General features: G+C 68.6%; 13 protein-coding genes. 4 read left to right on the plus strand and 9 right to left on the minus strand.

The genetic code is table 11. The annotated features are described in order from the left end of the window. Nucleotides 1–11 precede the first annotated feature (11 nt). Complete coding sequence (locus AC5Y5O_RS22745; RefSeq protein WP_096285231.1) at nucleotides 12–926, minus strand: class I SAM-dependent methyltransferase; 915 nt, start codon at nucleotides 924–926, stop codon at nucleotides 12–14. A gap of 104 nt (nucleotides 927–1,030) precedes the next feature. Between AC5Y5O_RS22745 and AC5Y5O_RS22750 the strand changes: the two genes are divergently transcribed. After that, on the plus strand, nucleotides 1,031–2,689 hold the full coding sequence (locus AC5Y5O_RS22750; protein ID WP_500027561.1) for an AMP-binding protein: 1,659 nt from the start codon (nucleotides 1,031–1,033) through the stop codon (nucleotides 2,687–2,689). Here the strand turns inward: AC5Y5O_RS22750 and ctpC are convergent. From ctpC to AC5Y5O_RS22770, 4 genes are all read right to left on the minus strand, one after another. After that, complete coding sequence (gene ctpC, locus AC5Y5O_RS22755; protein WP_500027562.1) at nucleotides 2,674–4,848, minus strand: manganese-exporting P-type ATPase CtpC; 2,175 nt, start codon at nucleotides 4,846–4,848, stop codon at nucleotides 2,674–2,676. The genes AC5Y5O_RS22750 and ctpC overlap by 16 nt on opposite strands. Before the next feature lie 9 nt (nucleotides 4,849–4,857). Further along, the gene (locus tag AC5Y5O_RS22760; protein WP_096285237.1) at nucleotides 4,858–5,139 is read right to left on the minus strand and encodes a DUF1490 family protein; all 282 of its coding nucleotides are present in this window, start codon (nucleotides 5,137–5,139) and stop codon (nucleotides 4,858–4,860) included. Between the two features lie 149 nt (nucleotides 5,140–5,288). Then, entirely contained in the window at nucleotides 5,289–6,008 is a 720-nt protein-coding gene (locus tag AC5Y5O_RS22765) for a TIGR03089 family protein (RefSeq protein ID WP_207768470.1), read from the minus strand. Beyond that, nucleotides 5,996–7,462 (minus strand): LCP family protein, encoded by a 1,467-nt coding sequence (locus AC5Y5O_RS22770; RefSeq protein WP_423790859.1) that lies wholly within the window; start codon nucleotides 7,460–7,462, stop codon nucleotides 5,996–5,998. The genes AC5Y5O_RS22765 and AC5Y5O_RS22770 overlap by 13 nt, the downstream gene beginning before the upstream one ends. Nucleotides 7,463–7,556: 94 nt before the next feature. Here AC5Y5O_RS22770 and rfbD point away from each other — a divergent pair, with 94 nt between their 5' ends. The 3 genes from rfbD to manB are packed head-to-tail and all read left to right on the plus strand — an operon-like array spanning nucleotide 7,557 to nucleotide 10,432. Next, on the plus strand, nucleotides 7,557–8,462 hold the full coding sequence (gene rfbD, locus AC5Y5O_RS22775; protein ID WP_500027564.1) for a dTDP-4-dehydrorhamnose reductase: 906 nt from the start codon (nucleotides 7,557–7,559) through the stop codon (nucleotides 8,460–8,462). Then, a complete protein-coding gene (locus tag AC5Y5O_RS22780) occupies nucleotides 8,455–9,351 on the plus strand; it encodes a glycosyltransferase family 2 protein (RefSeq protein ID WP_096285243.1) in 897 nt (298 codons plus the stop codon). Before rfbD ends, AC5Y5O_RS22780 begins: the two co-directional genes overlap by 8 nt. A gap of 1 nt (nucleotide 9,352) precedes the next feature. Next, complete coding sequence (gene manB, locus AC5Y5O_RS22785; protein ID WP_500027568.1) at nucleotides 9,353–10,432, plus strand: mannose-1-phosphate guanylyltransferase; 1,080 nt, start codon at nucleotides 9,353–9,355, stop codon at nucleotides 10,430–10,432. Between the two features lie 78 nt (nucleotides 10,433–10,510). Here manB and AC5Y5O_RS22790 read toward each other — a convergent pair whose 3' ends face one another. Genes AC5Y5O_RS22790 through cofD form a run of 4 tightly spaced genes read right to left on the minus strand, consistent with a single transcriptional unit; the run spans nucleotide 10,511 to nucleotide 14,997 of the window. Further along, nucleotides 10,511–11,053 (minus strand): NUDIX hydrolase, encoded by a 543-nt coding sequence (locus tag AC5Y5O_RS22790; RefSeq protein WP_207768471.1) that lies wholly within the window; start codon nucleotides 11,051–11,053, stop codon nucleotides 10,511–10,513. Further along, nucleotides 11,050–12,627: an Eco57I restriction-modification methylase domain-containing protein gene (locus AC5Y5O_RS22795; protein WP_096285247.1), complete on the minus strand. Its 1,578-nt coding sequence runs from the start codon at nucleotides 12,625–12,627 to the stop codon at nucleotides 11,050–11,052. Before AC5Y5O_RS22795 ends, AC5Y5O_RS22790 begins: the two co-directional genes overlap by 4 nt. 10 nt (nucleotides 12,628–12,637) lie before the next feature. After that, nucleotides 12,638–13,999, minus strand: coding sequence for a coenzyme F420-0:L-glutamate ligase (locus tag AC5Y5O_RS22800; protein WP_500027571.1), 1,362 nt, complete (start codon nucleotides 13,997–13,999; stop codon nucleotides 12,638–12,640). Beyond that, entirely contained in the window at nucleotides 13,996–14,997 is a 1,002-nt protein-coding gene (gene cofD, locus AC5Y5O_RS22805) for a 2-phospho-L-lactate transferase (protein ID WP_500027573.1), read from the minus strand. The genes AC5Y5O_RS22800 and cofD overlap by 4 nt, the downstream gene beginning before the upstream one ends.

Genomic DNA, 14,997 nt, shown 5'->3' on the forward strand with positions numbered 1-14,997 from the left:
GAGCCTTTCTCTTACCCTGCCTGGTGCAAAACTGCGGTGCAGTAGTAATTCTTGGCGAACGGGGCGTCGTCACCGTCGGGCTGCTGCGGTAATCCGTTGTCGGCCAACAGCTGATTCAGCGGGGTGCTGACCGGCTGCCAGCCGCGATCGGCCAGATACGTGGCCGCATCGCTGCGCTCACCGGGAAAACCCAGATCGTCGAGCACCACGTCGAGCCCGTGGTCCCGCCACCGCTGGCTGGCGCCGTTCAACGCGTTCTGATTGCGGCCGGTGTTGAGAAACACCTCGGCCACCAGCCGGCTGCCGTCGGCGGACAGCGCGGTGATGTTGTCCAGCAGGCGATCCTGGGCTTCGGGTGGCAGGAAACCGAGTAGGCCCTCCGCAGCCCACGCGGCGGGTTGGCCGGCATCGAACCCGGCCTGCTTCAGCGCCGACGGCCAATCGTGGCGCAGGTCGACCCCGACCGCGCGGATCTCGGCGGTGGGCTTGGCGCCGAGCGCTTCGATCGTGGTGGTCTTGAACTCGATGACTTCCGGCTGATCGATCTCGAACACCGTCGTTCCCGGAGCCCAGGGCAGCCGGTACCCGCGCGCGTCCAGGCCGGAGGCCAGGATGACGACCTGGCGGATGCCCGCGGCGGCCGCGTCGGCGAAGAACGCGTCGATGTAGCGGGTGCGCGCCGCCAGCAGGTCGGTCATGCGCTGCATGCCCCACGGCGCATCGGGCTCGTCGACGTCGGCCGAGTCGATCTCGGCGTTGGCCCACCGGGTGAAGAAGTCGACGCCCACGGCACGCACCAGCGGCTCGGCGAACCGGTCGTCGATCAGCTTGTCCTTGGTGGCCCGGGCCCGTCCGGCGGCCACCATCGTGGCGGTAGCACCCACGCTCGTCGCGAGGTCCCAGGTGTCGTTGTCGCTGCGTGCCATGGTTAGACACAATAACTACGGGCGCTGCGGCGGTGACCAAAGACCTCCGGCGCGGTGGCATTACGCCCTTATCGACGACCGCCCGCCCCGGCAGCATCCAGGTAATGATCAGACGCCTCGGGTTGGAAGCCCGGTCGCTGTTGTGGTACGCGCGATCTGGCGGACTGAGGTTGATTCCGCCGAGTGCGATCCTGCCGGTGCTGCGTGCGGTGCAACGCTACGGCCTGCTGGGGGCGGCAACGGCGATCACCGCCGGGCGAGACCCCAACGGGTTGGCGCTGATCGACGAGCACGGTCCGCTCAGTTTCGGCGACCTGGACAGGCGGACCAACGCATTGGCCAACGAGTGGCGCCGCCTGGGCCTCGGCCCGGGCACCAGCGTGGCCATCCTGGTGGGCAACCACCGCGGCTTTTTGGAAGCGGTCTTTGCCGCCGGCAAATGCGGCGCGAGCATCCTGCTGCTCAACACCGGCTTCGGCAGCGTGCAACTCGCCGAGATGGTGGCCCGCGAGGGCGCCGACCTGCTGGTGTACGACGAGGAGTACGCCACCGTCGTCGCGGGCGTCCACCCCAGGCTGGGCCGCCTGCGCGCCTGGGCCGATACGCCCGCGGCGGACACGCTCGAGGGGCTGATCGAACGCGGCGACCCCGCTGCGCCGCCGCGTTCCGGCGGCCGTCCCAAGATCGTCATCTCGACCAGCGGGACGACGGGCGTCCCCAAGGGCGCGGTACGTTCGGAACCCTACTCGCTGATCCCGGTCGGCGGACTTCTCGGCAAAGTGCCCTTCCTGGGCCGCGAGGTCACCGAATGCTGTGTGCCGCTGTTTCATTCGAATGGATTCAGCCAGGCGATGTATGCGACGGTGCTGGGCTCGACGTTGGTGTTGCGCCGCCACTTCGATCCCGAGCAGGCCGTGGCGAGCGTGGCCGCACATCGTGCCAGTGCCATGATCGTCGTTCCCACCATGCTGCGGCGCATCCTCGATCTGGGCCCTGCGGCGCTGGCCGAACACGATCTGTCGTCGCTGCGCATCGTGTTCATCGGCGGCTCCCAGCTGGGCGCCGCGCTGGCCACCCGTGCCCTCGAGGCATTCGGCCCCGTGATCTACAACATGTACGGCTCGACCGAGGTCGCCTACGCGACCATCGCCACGCCCGCCGATCTGGCCGCCGAGCCGGGCTGCGTCGGTTCGGTGGCGCCCGGGTCGGTCGTCAAGGTCTTCACCGACGACGGGCAGGAAGCACCCGCGGGAACGACGGGGCGGATTTTCGTCGGCAACATCCTGGCCTTCGAGGGATACAGCACCGGCGGCGAGAAGGAGTCGATCCAGGGCCTGATATCCACCGGCGATGTCGGTCACTTCGACCGCGCGGGCAGGCTGTTCGTCGACGGGCGCGACGACGAGATGATCGTCTCCGGTGGGGAGAACGTGTACCCGGGTGAGGTCGAGGATGCGCTCGAACACCACCCCGACATCGCGGACGTCGCGGTGATCGGCGTCGACGACGAGGAGTTCGGCCAGCGCCTGCGCGCCTACATCGTGCGGCGGCCCGGCGCATCGTTGACCGAGCACGACGTGCAGGAATACATCCGAAACCGGTTGGCGCGCTTCAAGATTCCGCGTGACGTGCTGTTCGTCGACGAATTGCCCCGCAACGCGGGCGGAAAGGTGCTCAAGCGTCTGCTCAACGCGCCGCAACGGCCGGCTTCGCCTAACCGGCCGAAAGCCCGGCTGCCGGTCGGCCCTCAGCCGAGGCGGTAGCGGATCAGGCGAGAACTGTTGGCCACCACGGCAACCGACGACGCGTTGTGCAGAACCGCGGCCAACACGGGGGACAGGGCCCCGCCCGCGCCCACGATCAGCCCGGCGGCGTTGACGGCGATGGACATGCCGTAGTTCTCCCGGATCACCTCGACTGCCCGAGCGCCCAGATCCCGGACGTCGAGCAGGCGGTGCAGATCGTCGTTGGCCAGCGCCACGTCGGCGGTTTCGACGGCGACGTCGGTTCCGGCCAGCCCCATCGCGATTCCGATGTCGGCGGCCGCCAGCGCCGGGGCGTCGTTGATGCCGTCGCCGACCATGCCCACGATGTAGCCTTCGCCCTGCAGATCGCGCACCACCTCTAGCTTGTCCTCCGGCAGGACCTCGGCGCGCCACTCGTCGATCCCCAGCTCGCCGGCGACTACCTGGGCGATGTCCGGATGATCGCCGGTGAGCATGACGATGCGGCGAATCCCGTTGGCGCGCAATTGCTGTAGCACCTCGGCGGCTTCGGGCCGGACTTCGTCGCGCAGGCTGATCAGGCCAACCAGTGTGCCGTCCACCGCGAGCAGCAGCGGGGTCTGCGCCTCGCGGCGCAGCTTGTCGACCCACTCCTTGGCCTTCTTGGACACCTTGACCTTCTCGGCCTGCAGCAGCGACGGGCTGCCCAGCAGCAGGGTCCGGCCGTCGGCCCAGGTCCGCATGCCCAGGCCGACCAGCACCTCGCACTCCTCGTGCGGCGGGATGCTGATGTGACGCTCCTCGGTGGAGCGGATGACGGCCTCGGCCAGCGGATGCCGCGAGTGGATCTCCGAGCTGGCCGCATACGCCAGAACTTGCTCGGGCTGCCAATCCTTGTGCATGGCAACGATATTGGTGACCACGGGACGTCCGACGGTGAGTGTCCCGGTCTTGTCGAACACGATCGCGTCGACCCGGCCCGCCTGTTCGAGGTGCGATCCGCCCTTGATCAGGATGCCGCGGCGCGCGCCGTTGCCGATCGCCGCGCTGATCGCGGTCGGGGTGGCCAAGCCCACCGCGCACGGGCAGGCGATCAACAGCATGGTCATCGCGCGCCGCACGTCCGCGGTGATCGCCAAAGTGATCGCCGAGACGATGAACGAGGTGGGAACGAAACGGCGAGAGAAGTTTTCGCCGACCGTCTGGATGGGGGCCCGGTCGTGCTGCGCCTCCTCGACGCGGGTGATGATGCGCCCGATCGTGGTCTGCTTCCCGACGGCCTCGGCACACACTACGACGCGGCCGCGCACCACGACCGACCCGGCGTGCACGTGGGTGCCCACACCGACGCTCACGGGCAGGTTCTCCCCGGTGATCGCGGATTGGTTGACGACGGCCTCGCCGTCGACGACCTGGCCGTCCACCGGAATCGCGACGTGGTCGTGCACCACCACCTCGTCGCCGATCTCGACGCTGTCGATCGGCACCTGGACTTCGTTGCTGTCCGGCAGCCGGATCCACGCCGTGTCCTGGCTGCCGCGCAACAGCTCCGAAATGGCCCGCCGGGTCCGTCGCAACGTCAGATCTTGCAGGTACTCACCGATATTGAGCAGCCACAGCACGGTCAGCGCGACCACGTTCTCGCGCAGGATCAGGCTCGCGACGGTCGCCGCGGAGACCAGCGCATCGGTACCGGCTCGGCCGGATCGCAGCGAGCGCAGCGCGCCGCGCAGGAACGGGTAGCCGGTGAAGATCGTGACGCCGGTGGCGACGACCCGCCCACTCGCGCCGAGCAGCGGTGGCCGGACGAACACGTAGCGGCGCACCCCGAGCAGGCTCAGCGCCAGGCCGCCGATCACCATGCGCAGCACGTCGGAGTTACGGATCTCCGCAGAATGTGGTGCGCGCGACGGAATCAGTTCGGCAGCAACATGTTTCGCGCTGCCGATCGCGGCCAGCACCTCGGTGCGATCGCAGCGGCGCGGTGAATACCAGACGACGACCGATCCGGTGCGCGGGTAAGCGTGCACGGCGCGCACGCCGGTCTGCCTGGCCACGGCCTCTTCGACCGCGACGGCCCGGCGGGAGCTTGAGCGCACCCACGGGACGGAAACCCGCATGCGGCCGGCCGCATCCGAAAGTATGTCGAGGGAAGGGTCTTTGGGAGTTGCGATGTCTTCAACGATCGCGAGGCTCATGGCGAGCGATCAGTGGTCGTGATCGTGGCTGTCGCCGACGGAAGGGGTGGGCGCCTCCTCGCCGATGCGCTCGCGGGCTTCGGCCATCACATCGGCGAGCCGCAGACGCGCCGACTCGGCGGCCGTTTCGGCTTTGCGGGTGCCGCGCAATCCGAGCTCCGCGGTCGCCACGGCGGTCTGGTGCAGCGGCGCCTTGGCCACGGCCTTACGGACGACCTCGTAGGCGGTCACTCCGACCAGACCGGTGAACACCGTTCCCGCCGCCTTTGCCAGTAGCCCGTATGCCGCCATCGCCTGATCCCTTCTCCCACCACGGTCGTTAATGACAATCATTATCAGATAGTCGTATCGCCGGCGACGCGAACAGCCAAGTTCCCGCGCCGTCCACCTGATGCTTCCACGAAATTAACATCGATGTATAGCGATATCAATATGTTTTGTCAGAGGACGCGGGTGACCTTTTCGGTCTCGACGCGGCGCTGCAGCGCCGCCGGATCGGGGTTGGCCACCTGCACCAGCGAGGCCCCGACGGACATGATCGCCAGCAGGCCGTCGACCAACTCGGCAGGGCCCGGCCACGCGGCGGTGGAAAGCACCCGATCCTTGGCCGTCAAACCCCTTGCCGTAGCGGAGCTTTCACAGTCGGCCAGGACTTCTTCGACGGATCGGCCGGCCAGCGCGGGACCGGGATGGGGCTCGGCGACGATCTGGTCGCCGTGCACCCGCACCGCGGTGGCGTAGTCGGTGACGCCGATCGGCAGATCGGGCGCGGGACGACCGAACGGGTCCAGCGACAACACCGCGACCTCGCCACCGGGTTCGACCGTCGCGTCGGCCTCGTCGAGCCGTTCGATGGTGCACAGCGCCAGGTCGGCCGGCCCGTCGAGCACCGCCTCGGCCCCGATCCACCACACCCCGAACAGGACCGCCGCGGTCTGCCAATGCGCCGGCAATAGGATTGCCACCCGGCTGTCCGGGCCCGCCCCCAACTCGTCGCGTAATAGGTTGCCGGTCTTGGCCGCCCAGTTGGCCAGGGTCACCGCGGACAACTCGATGCGCTCGCCGGTGGCATCGTCGTAATAGGTGATGCGCGGACCGACCGGGTCGGCGGCCAGCATCGGATCGAGGATCGCCCCGGATAGCGTGGTCAGTTGATGCACTCCGGCTTGTCGCTGCCGGCGGTCAGGATCGGTGAGGGCGCGGGAACATTCGGATCGGTGGCCGATTGGTTCGTCACCCGTGCCGGTGCGGTCGTGCCGCCGGACAGGCCCGAGCCCGGTCCCGTGTAGTCGTTGGCCAGCACCACCCGGACCGATCCCGGCGCCAGCGACGCATCTCCGACGACGGGTAATCCGCCCAGCTCCTTGGAGACTTCCTGGGCTCCCATGTCGTCGGGCTTGTTGGCGCGCACCTGGCTGGATTTGACGTGGCCGCCGTCGTTGTTTCCCGCCGCACCGGTGGTGAATCCCTTGGAGCTCAACACATCTGACACCGCGGCCGCCAGTCCGTTGATGTCGGTGTCGTTGACGACGGTGGCGGTGGTCTTGGCGGGTGTGTAGGCCAGTTGTTCGGTCTTGCCCTGATCCTGGTCGTGCAACAGGCCGGCCACCCAGTCCTGAACCTGGTGCGGGTCCACCCGGACCACGCTCTGCATGCCGTCGTCGCTCCAGCCGGCCCCGTCGAGCACCGGGATGGTGGCGAAGGCGACGTTACCGCCGGCCAGCTTCTGCAACTGCTGGACGAAATCCATCACATCCCAGCCTTGGGAGATCACCACCGAGCGCTGCACCGCGGCTTCCAGCTTTTTCAGCGTGCCGGGGCTGGACAACGTCTGGCCCGAGATAACCCGGTGCGCCAGCGACGCCATCACGACCTGCTGGCGTACCACCCGGTCGAGGTCACCGCGCGGCAGGTCGTGGCGCTGACGCACGAAGCTGAGCGCCTCCGCGCCGTCCAGCTTTTGCGGACCCGCCGGGAAGTCCGCACCCGAAAGAGGTTCGTATACAGCGTCTTTGAGGCACACGTTGACGCCGCCGAGTGCATCGGTTATCAACGCGAAACCCAGCAGCCCGATCTCGGCGTAGTGGTCGACGGTGACGCCGGTGAGGTCGGCGACGGTCTTGATCAAGGCCTCGCGGCCGGCCTCGGTTCCCTGAGTGGCGGCGTCCTCGGCCGAATCGCCGGCCTTGACCAGGTTGGTCCGCTTGGCTTCCCGGGTTTGGCCGTAGACGCCGTTGATCTTCGTCTTGCCCAGACCGGGCGCCACTACATAGGAGTCGCGCGGAATCGAGATCGCGGTGGCCGACTTACCGTTGTTCGGTATCCGGACCAGGATGATGGTGTCGGTGTTGGTGGCTTCCTCGTCGCCGGCCTTCAGCGTCGCCAGCTCCTCGGCGGTCAACGGGTTGCCGTGCGCGTCGGTGCGGCTGTCCAGGCCGACCAGCAGGATGTCGATCGCGCCGTCATCGCCGCCCTTGCCCAGCGAAGGTGCCGACATGTGGAAGATGCCGTCTTCGAATGCTCGGACGTTGTTCCACGCCACACCGGTGCCGAGAACGACGACGACGGCTAGCACAGTGGCAACAACACGAACCACACGATGCACAGGCATCACACTAGGTTACTTGCGACACAGTCGCTTCCCGGGTAGCGAGCAGCGGCGTGGCCCGAGCTTTCCGGTCCTTTCTGAGACATGCCAGACTCGAACCATGTCGGGCAGGATCGTCGTCACCGGAGCAGGTGGCCAGCTGGGCGGGTGTTTGGCGGCCCGCGGCGTTGAGCAGGGGCGCCACGTCCTCGCGCTGACGTCCGCGCAGTGGGACATCACCGACCCCGCCGCCGCCGAGGCGATCGTGACAAGCGGGGATGTCGTGATCAATTGCGCCGCCTACACCGATGTCGACGGTGCTGAGAGCGACGAAGCGCGCGCGTACGCGGTCAATGAGGCCGCGCCGGCGCACATCGCGCGGGCCTGTGCGCGCGCCGGCGCCCGGCTGATCCACGTCTCGACCGACTTCGTTTTCGCCGGTGATTACGCCGATCCCCACCCGTTCGAACCCGGCGACGAGACCTCGCCGCGCGGCGTCTACGCCTGCAGCAAGCGCGCCGGCGAGGTCGCCGTGCTGGCGGCGCTGCCGGAGGCCTCGCAGTGCGCTGTGGTCCGCACCGCCTGGGTGTACACCGGCGGCACCGGCAAGGACTTCGTCGCGATCATGCGCAAGCTCGCGGCCGGTGACGGCCCGATCAAGGTCGTCGACGACCAGGTCGGCTCGCCGACCTACGTCGCCGATTTGGCCGCGGCACTGCTCCAGATCGCCGATGACGGTGTGCCCGGGCCGATCCTGCACGCCGCCAACGAGGGCGCCGTCTCGCGATTCGAGCTGGCCCGCGCGGTGTTCGAGGAGTGCGGCGCCGACCCCGAGCGGGTGCACCCGGTGAGCACCGCCGAATTTCCCCGTCCCGCACCCCGCCCGACCTACTCCGCGTTGTCGGGCCGGCAGTCGGCGGCGGGCATGACGCCGCTGAGGCCCTGGCGCGCCGCGCTCGTCGCCGCGCTGGCCGCGTCGCAAGGGCCTGTCCCGGCCGAACGACCGATAACCTCGACGCGTGACTGACGTCCTGCCGGTCGTGACGGTGACCTATTCGCCGGGCCACCACCTCGAACGTTTTCTGGCTTCGCTGTCGTTGGCGACCGAGCGCCCGGTCAGCGTCCTGATGGCCGACAACGGTTCCACCGACGGCGCCCCGCAGGCGGCGGTGGAGCGGTATCCGAACGTGCGGCTGTTCAGCACCGGAGGCAATCTCGGGTACGGCACCGCGGTCAACCGCGCGATCGAGCACCTGTCCGAACGCGGGGAGATCGACGAATGGGTGCTGGTTGCCAACCCCGACGTGCAGTGGGGCCCGAACAGCATCGACGCGCTGCTGGAGGCCGCTGCCCGCTGGCCCCAAGCCGGCGCGCTGGGCCCGCTGATCCACGACCCCGACGGCTCGGTGTATCCGTCAGCGCGCCATCTCCCCAGCCTGATCCGCGGCGGCATGCACGCGGTGATCGGGCCGTTCTGGAAGCGCAATCCCTGGACGGCGGCCTACCGCCAGGAGCGGCTCGAGCCCAGCGAACGGCCGGTGGGCTGGCTCTCGGGATCGTGTCTGCTGCTGCGCCGTTCGGCCTACGGTCAGATCGGCGGATTCGACGAGCGCTACTTCATGTATATGGAGGACGTCGACCTCGGCGACCGGCTCGGCAAGGCCGGCTGGCTCAACGTTTATGTGCCGTCCGCCGAAGTGCTGCACCACAAGGGCCATTCCACCGGGGACGATCCGGCCAGCCACCTCGCGGCACATCACCGCAGCACCTATATCTTTCTGGCCGACCGCCATACCGGTTGGTGGCTGGCCCCGCTGCGCTGGGTGTTGCGGGCCTCGTTGGCGCTGCGCTCGGCTCTGATGGTGCGCAACTCGCGCCGGCAGCGTTCGGAGAAGTCCTCGGAAGGGCGGCGCTGAGTTGGCGATTTCTTCAGTGGATGCGGTGATTCTGGTCGGCGGCAAGGGCACTCGGCTGCGGCCGCTGACGCTCTCGGCGCCCAAGCCGATGCTGCCGACGGCCGGGGTGCCGTTTCTCACCCACATGTTGTCGCGCATCGCCGCGGCGGGCGTCCAGCACGTCATCCTGAGCACCTCGTACAAGGCCGGGGTGTTCGAAGCGGAGTTCGGCGACGGGTCGGCGCTCGGTCTGGAGATCGACTACGTCACCGAGGAGGAACCGCTGGGGACCGGCGGTGGCATTGCCAACATCGCGGACCAGTTGCGCTATGACACCGCGCTGATCTTCAACGGCGATGTGCTCTCCGGCGCCGATCTCGGCCAGCTGGTGGATTTGCACCGGGCGAACGAGGCCGACGTGACGCTGCACCTGGTGCGGGTGGGTGATCCGCGTGCCTTCGGGTGTGTGCCGACCGACGAGAACAACCGCGTCTTGGCCTTCCTGGAGAAGACCGAGGATCCGCCGACCGATCAGATCAACGCCGGCACCTACGTCTTCGAGCGCAACATCATCGACCGGATTCCGCGCGGGCGGCCGGTGTCGGTCGAGCGCGAGGTGTTCCCGGCATTGTTGTCGGACCCCGGCGTCAAGTTCTGTGGCTACGTCGACGCCACCTACTGGCGCGACATGGGTACCCCGGACGACTTCGTCCGCGGATCGTCGGACCTGGTGCGCGGCATCGTCACGTCCCCCGCGCTGCAGGGCCATCACGGCGAGAAGCTGGTGCACGAAGGCGCGGCGGTGTCGCCCGGTGCGGTGCTGATCGGCGGCACGGTCGTCGGGCGCGGCGCCGAGATCGGTCCCGGTGTGCGGCTGGACGGCGCGGTGATCTTCGACGGCGTCAAGATCGAGGCGGGCAGCGTCGTCGAGCGCTCGATCGTCGGCTTCGGGGCCCGCATCGGTCCGCGCGCGTTGATCCGCGACGGGGTGATCGGCGACGGCGCCGACATCGGTGCGCGCTGCGAGCTGTTGCGCGGCGCGCGGGTCTGGCCCGGTGTCTCGATTCCCGACGGCGGGATCCGCTACTCGAGCGACGTGTGATCGCGAGCCAACGCCCGCGAGTGTGAAGCTGGCCGCACATTCGGCCTCGAGTGTGAAACTAGCCGCACATTCGACGGCTTACCCCGTCGTGCCGGTCGCGCGCGAAACCAGGTAGGCCAGCGCGTGGTCGGTGCCATCGGGCAAGCCGTCGGCCGGCCACCACCGCAAGTCGTCGGATTCCTCGCTGATCGCGATCTGCGCACCCGAAGGTGCGTGCGCGACGAATTGCAGGTCCAGATGCCGGGTCGGGACGCCCAACGAGCAGGTGACCGGGTGGACGTGAATCGCGGCCAGCTCCGGAGCGATGCGCAGATCGGGCACGCCGGACTCCTCGACGGCTTCGCGCAGCGCCGCGGCCACGATGTCGGCGTCGTCATCGTCGCAGTGGCCCCCGAGCTGGACCCAGCGTCCTAGCCGGGGATGCAGGGTCAACAACACCTGGGTGCCGGTGTGGTCGAGCACGATCGCCGACGCCGTGACGTGGCCGGCCTCGCACTCGCGGCGGCAGGCGTCGGGGCGACCGTGCACGAAGGCCAGCACGGCGTGCCGCAGCGACTCCTGCGTCGGGTCGGGTCCCCGCCAGTCGGTCAGCACCGAGATGGCCGAATCGCGGATGCTCACCGGGCGCCGCGCCTGGTCCGGCGGTCGCGCAGCGTATGCCATGCCGCTCGGCACTGCGCGACGACATCGGGTGACCAGCCGAGCCCGTCGATCAGGACATGACGGTCGACGGTGTCGAGTGCCTTCTCGATTTCGTTGGCCTTCAGCAAAAGATTCACATCCGCGGCCAGGTCGGCGCCGGCCAGCGCAGGGGCGGGAATGGGCAGCTGCTCGGCTTCGGTGGGCTCGAGTTCCAAGATGCCTCCACCATAACTACGGCCCATGATCTCGGCGAAGGCGAACGTCGCGCTGTTGTGGAACACCGCGGCCAACGCAGTGGGCTCGACACCGTGCACCAGCCGCACCCGATGGACGGTGTCGGTGCTGGTCGCCGCGGCGGCGTTGACGGCCAGCCGCGGGGCCAGGTGAATCTGGCGCAGCAGGAACAGATCGGGAACCCACAGCGACGGGGTGCGCCACCACGGCGTGCGGATCGAGCACTTGTAGCCCAGGTGCACGCCCGCGGCCTCACCGGCACCGAGGTGCGCGATGAGCGCGGGATCGGCGGGCTGCTGCGGGGCGTCGAGCAACCAGGTCCGCTGGCCGGCCGCGATATCGCTTGCCCGGCAATCGGTGTCGTATACCAGGCCGCACAGTTGGCTGCTGCGCGAGACCAGCGGCACGCAGTGTGGTTGCAGGCCCAGCTCGCGGGCTTGTGCGTCGGTGAAGGTGAAGAAGCTGTTGCGACCGGTCACGATGCCGACGTCGACGTCGGCGACGGCCCCGAGCCGGGTCATCGTGTCCGACCGGTTGAGCGTGCGCAGCAGCCGGATCGCGGCGGGGTCCAGGAAATACTTGGTCCACTTCTCCTTCTCGTGCAGTAGCGCGGGTGCGGCTTGGCCGTCGAGGCTCGCGTGCGCGAGCGCGTCGGCGTCGGTCAAATTGACGGTGCGAATGCGCGCCGGCCCGGTGCCGACCACCCCGCAGAACAACACGACCTCCTGCAGAATGCCGTCGAATACTAGGCGTGCAAAAGTGACCAGAGTGATTTCGCGGTAGCGGGAAAGCAGAAATTCGCGCAATTGTGCGGCATAACCGACTTGCAGTAATTCGGCGGGTAATACCAATCCCACCCGGCCACCGTCGCGCACCATGACCGTGCTCGCGACGACGAAAGGAACCCAGGCATTGGTCAGCCTGCTGGGCCGCAGCCCCGCGCGCCGCATCAGGTCCAGCGCCGGCTCCCGTTGCTCGGACGCCCAATTGCCGAACCTGATGTAAGGCGGATTGCCCGCCACCCCGTCCCAGCCGGCCGCCTCGTTGCGGGCGATCCAGCTGAACAGATTCGCGGCGTCGACGGGAGCGAATTGTCGTGCCTTGAGCGCCTCTTGGGACACGAGTTCCACGCCCCGTGCCTGCTCGCTGAGCGCGGCCAGCTCGCGCAGGATCCGGCCGTCGCCGCACGAGGGCTCGAGGATGCGGGGTCCGGCCCCGCGCACCCAGCGGGCCAGAAACCGTGCCACCGACGCCGGCGTGTAGTAGCCGCCGCGAACCTTGTCGGCCGATGCGGCCGTCTTGCCCGCGAACGTCTTCACCGGGTCAGTATCACTTGCGGATCAGCAGATCTCCGGGATTCACGGGTTCGCGCAACCCGTCGGGCCGTGCGTCTTCGGAGGCGTAGCCGATCGCGATGCCGCCCAACGGCTCCCAATCGGCGGGCAGCTCCAGCTCGGTGCGGACCAAGTCGGCGGCGAAGATCGTCGAGCCGATCCAGCAGCTGCCCACTCCCCGAACGGCCAGCGCGACCAGCAATGCCTGCACGGCCGCGCCGACCGCTACGGTGAACATGGTGTGCTCGGCATCGGTGCGCTCATCGTCGGAATAGGTGTGGGCGCCCTCGGGCACCAGCATCGGAACGATGACCTCGGGTGCGTCGTAGAGGATCTGGCCGCGCGCCACCCGCCGGTTGATCGCGTCGTCCGGCTTCCCGTCACCGGCCAGGTCGGTGCGCCACTTGTCCTTCATCCGATCGAGCAGCCGGGTCCGGGTCGCCGCGGTGCGCAGCCAGACGAACCGCACCGGGCGGGTGTGGTGCGGCGCCGGCGCGGTCAGCGCCTCGGCGACGGCCGCCTCGATCAGCTCCGGTGGCACCGGCTCGGCGCTGAACCGGCGCACCGACCGGCGCAGCAGCTGGGCTTCGCGACGGCCCTTCTCGATGGCTTCGGCGGTGCCGAGCCAGAACAGATCTTCGGGTCCGGGCCGCAGCAGCCGGCGCGCCGTGGTGCCGTCGTCGACGACGGTCAGCCCGCGCACGACGGCTACCGGCATCGCGGTCAGCTTGCCCTTGACCAGATCGGCCGCGGCGGCCACTTCGTCGGCCACCGCGATCTCGGTGACCACCAACTCGTTGCCGTGCTCGTCGATCACGCCCGAATAGCCGTGCAGCACAGCCAGTCCCGCCGCGCCGATCGCCGCGTCGATCTGACCGTTGCGCCAGGCGCGGCCCATGGTGTCGGTGATCACCACCGCGACGTCGACGCCGAGCTTCTCGCGCAGCGCGGCGCGCAGGGCCGCGGCACTGCCGTCGGGGTCCAGCGGCAACAGCGCGAGTTCGCTTCGGCCGACGTTGGATCCGTCGACGCCGGCGGCGGCCTGCACCAGGCCGATCCGGTTCTCGGTGATCAGCGTGCGGCCCTTGCGGGCCAGCACCCGCACCGCCTCGTCGTCGACCAGTTTGCGCCGGAGCTCGTCACGCTCCTCGGGGTCTTCGGGCGCGGTCACCAGCCGGCCCTCGCACTTGGACACCACCTTGCTGGTGACCACGACGACGTCGCCGTCGCGCAGCCACGCGGCGGCGGCGGCGACCGCCGCACCGAGATCGTCGCCGGGGCGGAACTCCGGAAGCCCGGGCACCGGGAGGATCTCGATGGCCGCGGCAGTGCCGTGCTCTTTCGGTGCGGGCGTCACGGCGCCACGCCCGCGATATCCAGTCCGGCCCGCACCATTTCGGCCGTCGCCTTCGGATCGGTCATCAACAGCGGCACCGCGCGCACCGCGACGCCGTCGATGTCCGCTTTGAAATTTTCCAAGTCGCCCTCGTGCACCAGCCAGCAATCCAATATCCCGGTGGCGCTGCGCGCGCCGTAATATCCGCCGACCGCTTCGGCGGTGGACTCGACCCCGATCACATCGAGGCAGGCATCGGCCATGCCGCGCAACGGTTTTCCACCGATGATCGGGGAGTAGCCGACGATCGGTGCGGATGCCGCCCGCAGTGCGCCGCGAATGCCCGGCACGGCCAGGATCGCGCCGACGCTCACCACGGGATTGGACGGCGCCAGCATGATGATGTCGGCGTCGCCGATCGCGTCGACCGCATCGGTTGTGGCGCTGGCTGTTTCGGCGCCGACGAACGCGAAACTGTGGGTGGTCACGTTGGCCCGGTAGCGCACCCACCATTCCTGGAAGTGGATCGCGCGCCGACTGTCGTCGGCCGGATCGGTGATCACCACATGGGTTTCACAACGGTCGTCGCTGGCGGGCACCAACCGCGCGCCGGGTTGCCAGCGGTCGCACAACGCCGTGGTGATCTGCGAGAGCGGGTAGCCGGCGTTGAGCATCTGGGTACGCACCAGGTGCGTGCCCAAATCGCGGTCGCCGAGTTGAAACCAGTCCGGCTGCATGCCGTAGCGCGCCAATTCCTCTTTGGCGTGCCAGGTTTCGTCGCGATGACCCCAACCGCGCTCCGGGTCTACGCCTCCACCTAAGGTATACATGCAGGTGTCCAAATCCGGACAAACCCGAACCCCGTGGATCCAGGCATCGTCGCCAATGTTGACGACGGCGGTCAGCTCGTGGTCGGAAGTTTCTCCCCCGGTTGCGAACTGACCCAGCCCGAGTAATTGTTGAACACCCAGCAGGAACCGGGCGCCGCCGACCCCACCGACCAGAACGGTGACCTTCAC

Source organism: Mycobacterium sp. NGS40 (genome assembly GCF_059812735.1).

What these genes read in the sequence shown, in the direction of transcription:
- AC5Y5O_RS22760 (WP_096285237.1), bottom strand. Translation starts at nt 5,139, where the DNA reads ATGGCGGCATACGGGCTACTGGCAAAGGCGGCGGGAACGGTGTTCACC.
- ctpC (WP_500027562.1), bottom strand. Translation starts at nt 4,848, where the DNA reads ATGAGCCTCGCGATCGTTGAAGACATCGCAACTCCCAAAGACCCTTCC.
- AC5Y5O_RS22750 (WP_500027561.1), top strand. Translation starts at nt 1,031, where the DNA reads ATGATCAGACGCCTCGGGTTGGAAGCCCGGTCGCTGTTGTGGTACGCG.
- rfbD (WP_500027564.1), top strand. Translation starts at nt 7,557, where the DNA reads ATGTCGGGCAGGATCGTCGTCACCGGAGCAGGTGGCCAGCTGGGCGGG.
- AC5Y5O_RS22745 (WP_096285231.1), bottom strand. Translation starts at nt 926, where the DNA reads ATGGCACGCAGCGACAACGACACCTGGGACCTCGCGACGAGCGTGGGT.